The sequence below is a fragment of the Stieleria sedimenti genome, assembly GCF_025060895.1.
GTDB lineage: Bacteria > Planctomycetota > Planctomycetia > Pirellulales > Pirellulaceae > Stieleria > Stieleria sedimenti.
Genome location: NZ_JANZKV010000316.1, coordinates 1 through 6,682, shown reverse-complemented (window position 1 = coordinate 6,682; position 6,682 = coordinate 1). Strand labels below are relative to the sequence as shown.

General features: G+C 54.2%; 5 protein-coding genes. 2 read left to right on the top strand and 3 right to left on the bottom strand.

All coding sequences use genetic code 11. The features are described from left to right. Positions 1-390 precede the first annotated feature (390 nt). Both NZK35_RS31870 and NZK35_RS31865 read right to left on the bottom strand, forming a co-directional pair. On the bottom strand, positions 391-861 hold the full coding sequence (locus tag NZK35_RS31870; RefSeq protein WP_259636578.1) for an NAD(P)H-binding protein: 471 nt from the start codon (positions 859-861) through the stop codon (positions 391-393). Between the two features lie 65 nt (positions 862-926). Further along, positions 927-3,665 (bottom strand): alkyl sulfatase dimerization domain-containing protein, encoded by a 2,739-nt coding sequence (locus NZK35_RS31865; protein ID WP_259636577.1) that lies wholly within the window; start codon positions 3,663-3,665, stop codon positions 927-929. Positions 3,666-4,295: 630 nt separating this feature from the next. Between NZK35_RS31865 and NZK35_RS31860 the strand changes: the two genes are divergently transcribed. After that, positions 4,296-4,559, top strand: coding sequence for a hypothetical protein (locus NZK35_RS31860; protein ID WP_259636576.1), 264 nt, complete (start codon positions 4,296-4,298; stop codon positions 4,557-4,559). 54 nt (positions 4,560-4,613) lie between these two features. Further along, positions 4,614-6,347: an arylsulfatase gene (locus tag NZK35_RS31855; protein WP_259636575.1), complete on the top strand. Its 1,734-nt coding sequence runs from the start codon at positions 4,614-4,616 to the stop codon at positions 6,345-6,347. Here the strand turns inward: NZK35_RS31855 and NZK35_RS35050 are convergent. Further along, on the bottom strand, positions 6,317-6,640 hold the full coding sequence (locus tag NZK35_RS35050) for a four-helix bundle copper-binding protein (protein WP_407699863.1): 324 nt from the start codon (positions 6,638-6,640) through the stop codon (positions 6,317-6,319). The genes NZK35_RS31855 and NZK35_RS35050 overlap by 31 nt on opposite strands. Positions 6,641-6,682: the final 42 nt, after the last annotated feature.

The window sequence follows — 6,682 nt, the reverse complement described above, 5'->3', positions numbered from 1 at the left end:
GCTCGATCAATGAACGCTTCTCGGGCATCTGCGTCCACGCGGACTGGACAAAGCTATCGCCAGCTTCTCGAATCAGGTTGGCCGCAGTTCATCAGCGATGCGGGCGGCTGATGCGTCTTGATCTCACGGGTGCCTTCTTTGAATCAAAGGGCGCAAGACTCCCAAGGCCAGTGGCGTCTTGCGGTCGAGCTGATTGTTCTTCAATGAAAGAAAAACAACCGTGAACTCAGGACGCTCTCGGCGTGGGAGTCGAAGGGCTGTGGCGTCTGCGAAGGGCCAGATGAGATCAAGACGCCTTTAGCAACTGGACGCCGACGACCTACGGCCAGCCTGATTTTGAAGCTGGCGATAGCTGACAGTGTGACCCACGACGCACGTCGCCGGACGCATTCACGCTGGCAATGACCGCAGCCGGCAATCGGTCGCCATGACTACGGCACCAATTATGCCGTATGTTCGAGCCCGCGTGGTCGCGGCGACAAATTCGCGACGCCGGGACAATGGTGCTGCTGGGCGATTACAGAATGCGGTACTCTCTTGGGCGCCTTGAATAATGGTGTAGACGATTCTGCTCACGCCAGCTGATTTAGCCGCTTCGATCACGTTGCGGTGTTGCGTAATCCGTTTGTCCGGCGCATCCATTCCCGAGATCAACAATACCGAATCAACTCCTTGCAGTGAGCGTTCAAGATCACTTCGCGAGTTGTAGTCTCCGGGCCGAATTTCGATGCCCAGCGATTCCGCTTTGCTGGGCGTTCGAGCCAGCCCAACAACATTCTCCTTACCGACGATCTCGACAGTGGCTTTAGCGATTTCTGAACCAAGCTTGCCACTGGCTGCGGTCACGGCGATTTTTTTCATGGAATGTGCCTTGACGATGTCGGAAGTGCGAGCGGATTTTTTACTTGAGAACGAATCGCATCGGCTTACTCAAGCAAATTCGCCACTTGCTCGGCGGAGTACTTGAAGGCTTTGAAGGTAGGAGCAGGACCTTTGTAGCGAACGACGACATCCCCATTAGACGCAACTTCCCAGACCCTTCTTCCAACCGTATCGGTCAGAAGAGTATTGCCATTGGGCAAGCGGCGAGCGCCGCCTTGAAAGGGAGCGAAAAAGTCTTTGTGTTCCCAAAACCAGATTTGCTTCGCTTCAAACGCTCCACCTTTCCCTATGACGTAACGTCCATGATCAACAGTGGGACTAATCTCATGGACGTTGCTCATTCCCTGCAACTGCTGCTGGGCAGCAGCGGCTGCCGCGCCACCAGCGCCTACTCGGGCTATGCTGCTCGCGCCTGTATTGTTATTGAATACCAGGATATTTCCGGCTCCAGGAAGTCCTTCGTCAACCCAGTTGGCGTCGTGTTGATTCTGGAAGAGCCGGTCTTTCTCCGCGCCCCTCGCGTAGGCAGCGGGATTACCGTATCGGAACAGCAGATCTCCCCCTTTGCCTCTTCGACCGCCTGCGGAGCCCGCGGCTTGTTCGATGGTCGTGCTGTGGTCGATCACCCAGATTTCGTTATAGATGAAGGAGCTAACAACGATCTGGTCCATGCCTGGGTGATAGTCGATCGAATTCAAATGCTGCCGCACAGCACTCATTGGCGCATAGCTTTTAGGGAAGTGGCCATCGATCTTTTCCGGATGATCGGCGATGACACCGTAGTTGGCCGCTTTGGCATTTTGATCCTGAATAATGTGGTCAATAAACCGCCAATACCAGACAAGTTCATGGGAACCCTTTTCAAGGTTGGGTTTGATCTCCAACACTCCATCAGACCAGACCGTATTCTTTTTGCCGGCCGACCAACCAGCCGCCGCCGCTTCTCTCGGGCTGATTTCTTCGTAGATCAAAACCAGGATATTGCCGTTGGGCAAGGGCAACAGATCGTGGTGAAAGGTGATCTTGTTCCCGCTAAAATGAATATCCTTGGCACTCAACTCCCAGACTGCTTGTCCAGTTGCGTCTGTGATCTGAAGAGTGTCGGTGGCGGCCACTGGCTGCCCCGTAACATATTTTCTATCCCTGATGCCAGTGCGCAGCAGGCCACCGGATTTCAGCAGGTACGAGGTATGTCCCCCTCCGGTTAAATCGGTATCCCAGCGATGAGCGACCTTTCCCTCAGGATCGAGAAGTATTGCGTAATTATCGACATCGGTGGCGAGTTCATCCGCCTGGTGCCAAAACAGGTAACCTTGATACAGCTCGTCAGGCAACGCCAGATCGATCTTTTCCATAACCGCATCACCGATTGATGCGATTGTCGTAGTTTGTTTCGGCTGTCGAGGACGTGTTTCTGCTACTCCTTCTGCTTCTGACACCTGTTCACGGAGTTCGCGTGCGACGGTGAGGTAGTAGTTTCTTGCGGTGGCATTGACCATGCTGCGGGCCAGCTTTGTCAATGCGTCGGCTTTGACCTGCTTCGCATCGGCGTCCGCTTTGTCGATTGCCAGCAGATGGTCGGTAAGCTGCGCGGCCCACTGGTTGTCATCCTTCGCGAGTGCGTCTCTGGCGGCTTGCAACAAGTTGTCCTTTCCGCCAGCGAGTTTGACCATTCGCTCGGCTTCGGCCTTGGGCGGCAGCGGAAACAGATTCGTCGCATTGCCATCGAACCAACCCAGGTAGCCGCTGAAGACCGTGCGGACGCCCCAATCTGGATGACCGTAGAACGGTTGCAGGTAATCCTTATTGGCTAAACGCTTAGGCAACTGCACGTACTCGACCAACTCGTCGGGTGTCAGACCTTTGTTAATGCCCTCGACGGTCTTGTCGTGAATGAATTGCACGGCGTCGCGGTAATCGGTCAGAACCTGTTTGACCTGCTCTGCACCGAGAATCGGATTCGTGTGACCGCCGACTAAGGCAACCGCGTCGTTGTCGGCCATTCTGCCAAGACTTTCCGCCCACAGTCGGACGTTGCGATTGGGGGTACCGCGAATGGCATACAGGTTTGGAAACGATCGGTAGAAGTTGTCGCCGGCGAACAGGACTCTGCTTGCCGGATCCCAAACGAACAGTCCATCGTTCGTTTCACCGGGCGCTGCAACGAGTTCGAGTTCCACACCGGCGACTTTGATTGTTTTGCGTTCGTCTTCCAGAAAGTGAGTCGGATTCGTTGCCTGACTCGATGAGAATACTTCTCCGCCACGTTTCGGATAGCGAACCGGCGCAACACCGTTGTTGATACGCTGCTCCAGCGGCAGTTTAAATCCTGCTTGCCTCGCGCCTCGCACATTCTGGTAGGTCAGTCCGCCGGCCTTCCACGGGCGAGCCTCACTTCCGAAGTTTACATGTGCCCAGATTTGCGGGCGTTCGGGACCCAGAAACACGGGTGCTCCGCCAGTGTGGTCTCCGTGCGAGTGAGTGTAGATGATGGCCTTGACCGGCTTGTCGGTGATCTCACGAAACTTCTTTGCAATTCGTTCTGCGGCTTCACCCATCATTCCTGTATCAATGATAACGACACCGTCATCACCAACGACCATCGAGACGTTGGAGACGCTGTACCCAACAGCGACGTAGACATTGTCAGCAACGTTGACGATTTGCTCAGTGAACTGCGCGTTCTGATTTCTAAGCCGCTGCGTTGCGTCGTTCGCTTCCTGGGCTTGAAGTAGACTCGCACCGAGGGCCAAGAGGCAGAGCGTGCCGATGAGCTTTTTCACGAGACTAATCCTTTGAACGGTGTTTGATTAGATAAACCTGTATCTTCCGCAGCCATCCCGGATCGGAACAGCTAGCCAACCCGTCCAATCCCAAAGCCAGGTGATGATTCAGACCCGAAACGCATTTGTTTCGTCGTACGAACAAACCAGGAAATGCCAGGCATGTAGCTGTAGGGTACAGGGGTTTGTCTTCTCGTCAACAGTGACAGGACAATTCAAGTCAATTGAGGAAGGTTTTGCTACACCAAAAACGCAGCAAAACCTGCTTGGCCACCATTGGTCCATTTTCAGCAACGGGCGGTTAACCAGGGAGATGTGAATGACGAGGCGAAGACCATTCTGCGCAGGGAGACGTGACGTTTGCCCATTTCTTGAAGGCCAATAGCTTCATAAACGCCTCCCCCATGTCGAAATCGGCTGTTGAGTTTTCTGGTATCCCGAGCACTAAAATGGGTTCGCCCTGTCGACCGGCGCACGCGTTATTAACATGGTCGCTGCGTCGCCGTTTCCTAACGGTTGAGGGCTGCGCGAGGTAATTGCAGCCACTTTGGTATTTTGGAAGATTCTCTTGGATGCTCTCTGAAGAAGTCGTGTTTGCGAAGTTTTTTGGGATTTTTCTTCAAATATCTGATGCCCCACCTAAAGTCACCGAGCTTCGCCCATCCGACAAAAGCGAAGTTCGGATTCACCGTCAACTGTCAATCGATCGAGTTCGACAACTTGGTGGTTCGGCAGCTGAAGTCCGACACACGGGTTGGCATGTTGCAGTCCAACGGTGAACCACGAACGCCGGCCGGCTTTCGCGAGAAATTTCAGAAACTGAACTACGCTCCGGACGCCAACGATGGTCAGATCACGCTGCCAGTGATTTCAAAACAGGAATCACGCAAATAGTGAATGTGAATGAACGTCACGGAAAATTGTCAACGAGTAAAGCAAGTTAAGAGAATGCGATTTATCATCAACCTTGCCGTGCTGATCACCCTCTGCCTGACGACGACGTCTCGGGCGAACGATCGCCCCAACGTGATCCTGATCGTCACCGATGACCAGGGGTACGGCGATATGTCGTGTCACGGGAATCCCTGGCTGCGAACGCCCAACCTCGATCGACTGGCAGCCGAAGGCGTTCAGTTAGAAGACTACCATGTCGATCCAGTATGCACGCCCACCCGAGCCGCGTTGATGACAGGTCGGTACTCTTCGCGGGTCGGCGCGTGGACGGTGACGCAGGGGCGACAACTGTTGAACCCCGATGAGGTCACGATGGCTGACTTGTTTGCCGCTTCGGGCTACCGCACTGGAATGTTTGGCAAATGGCACCTCGGCGACACGTGGCCATACGCTCCACGATATCGTGGCTTTCAAGATGTCGTCCGCCATCTTGCCGGTGGTATCGACGAAATCGGCAATCCGATCGCCAACGACTATTTCGACGACACCTACTATCGCAACGGGACACCTGAACAGATCGAGGGGTATTGCACGGATGTTTTCTTTCGTGAGTGTCAGCGAATGGCCTCGCAAGCGACCGAACAGCCGTTCTTCATCTACTTGCCGCTTAATGCGATGCACAGTCCCCATACCGTTGCCGACAAGTACTCGGCTCCGTTCAGGGCCAGCGGGCATTCGCAAGAACGTTCCAAGTTCTTTGGGCAGATCGTCAATTTTGACGAGAATTTAGGACGACTGTTGGACTGTCTCGAATCGCAGCAGCTTTCCGAGAACACGATCGTCATCTTCATGGGGGACAACGGCACAGCGAAAGGGGCCGGCGGTGGAGACCCGCAAGACGGTTACAACGCGGGAATGCGTGGGAAGAAGGGATCAGTCTACGAAGGCGGTCACCGCGTCGCGTGCTTTGTACGATGGCCTAGGAAATTGAAAGCTGGACGGAAGATCGACAACCTTACGTCGTGTCGGGATTGGCTGCCGACCCTGATCCAGTGGTGTGGGCTAGACGTTCCCAAAGGCATTCAATTCGATGGTCAATCGATGGCGTGTTTATTGGAAGGTCGCGGCAACGAGTGGTCTGATCGCACGTTGATCGTTGAGCGACAGGACGATAGGCCCAGGCTGGAACTTTCGCCGAGAAAACATGGCATGCCCCATTATGCAGTGTTGACCGAACAGTGGCGTTTGGTTGATGGTGAACTTTATGACATCATCCGCGATCCTGGTCAAAAACAGAACGTCGCCGCAAGACATCCGGATGTCGCTCGCGAACTGCAGTCTCGATACGAAAGTTATTTCGCAGATGTGTTCGCAACGGATCCCGACTACACCCGTTTTCAGCTCGGTGCAGCCGAAGAGAAACTCACACGACTTACGGTACGAGATTGGCATCCCACCGAAGGAAATGTGATTTGGAAGCAAGCTCAACTCAGCGACGATTCAATCGCAATCAATGGATTCTGGGCCGTCAACGTGGTTCGACCCGGCCGATATCGAATCCAGCTGTCGAGGTTTCCTGAGGACGCACCAGCGCCCATGGGGGCTCGAGAAGTTCGACTGAAAATCGGCGATGTCCAACGGACAAGTCAAATCAGCCCCAGTCAAGCCATCATCGCTTTTGAAATAAACCTACCGGCCGGTGAGATGTTGCTGCAGAGCTGGGTGACCGACGCGCAAACCAACACTCAGCGAGGTGCCTACTTCGCAAACATCGAGTTCATCAATTGATCTTTGATGGACGCCGCTTTGATCGCTTTGGCGGATCGAGGGGTTCGCTTCACATTCCTCGGTGAACCTTTCCGAAGCTGGAAAAAGATTCCGAACGAGGACGTCGTGGATGTCAACTTCAACCAGCTGGAAATCAACGACGCTGACGTCGAACCGCTGCTGTCGCTAACGAATCTGGACGGGATCAGTTTCTGGAAGCCTGCCATCTCGCGGCATTCGGCCGCGCACTTGCGACATGCCGTGGCGCAATCCAGACACGCTTCAATGCAGTTTTGGAACTTTTGTGGAGCCATTTCGTTTTCCTCAAGCGGGACAGGTTCTTCGCGGATTTTAGT

What these genes read in the sequence shown, in the direction of transcription:
- NZK35_RS35050 (WP_407699863.1), bottom strand. Translation starts at nt 6,640, where the DNA reads ATGGCTCCACAAAAGTTCCAAAACTGCATTGAAGCGTGTCTGGATTGC.
- NZK35_RS31870 (WP_259636578.1), bottom strand. Translation starts at nt 861, where the DNA reads ATGAAAAAAATCGCCGTGACCGCAGCCAGTGGCAAGCTTGGTTCAGAA.
- NZK35_RS31860 (WP_259636576.1), top strand. Translation starts at nt 4,296, where the DNA reads ATGCCCCACCTAAAGTCACCGAGCTTCGCCCATCCGACAAAAGCGAAG.
- NZK35_RS31855 (WP_259636575.1), top strand. Translation starts at nt 4,614, where the DNA reads ATGCGATTTATCATCAACCTTGCCGTGCTGATCACCCTCTGCCTGACG.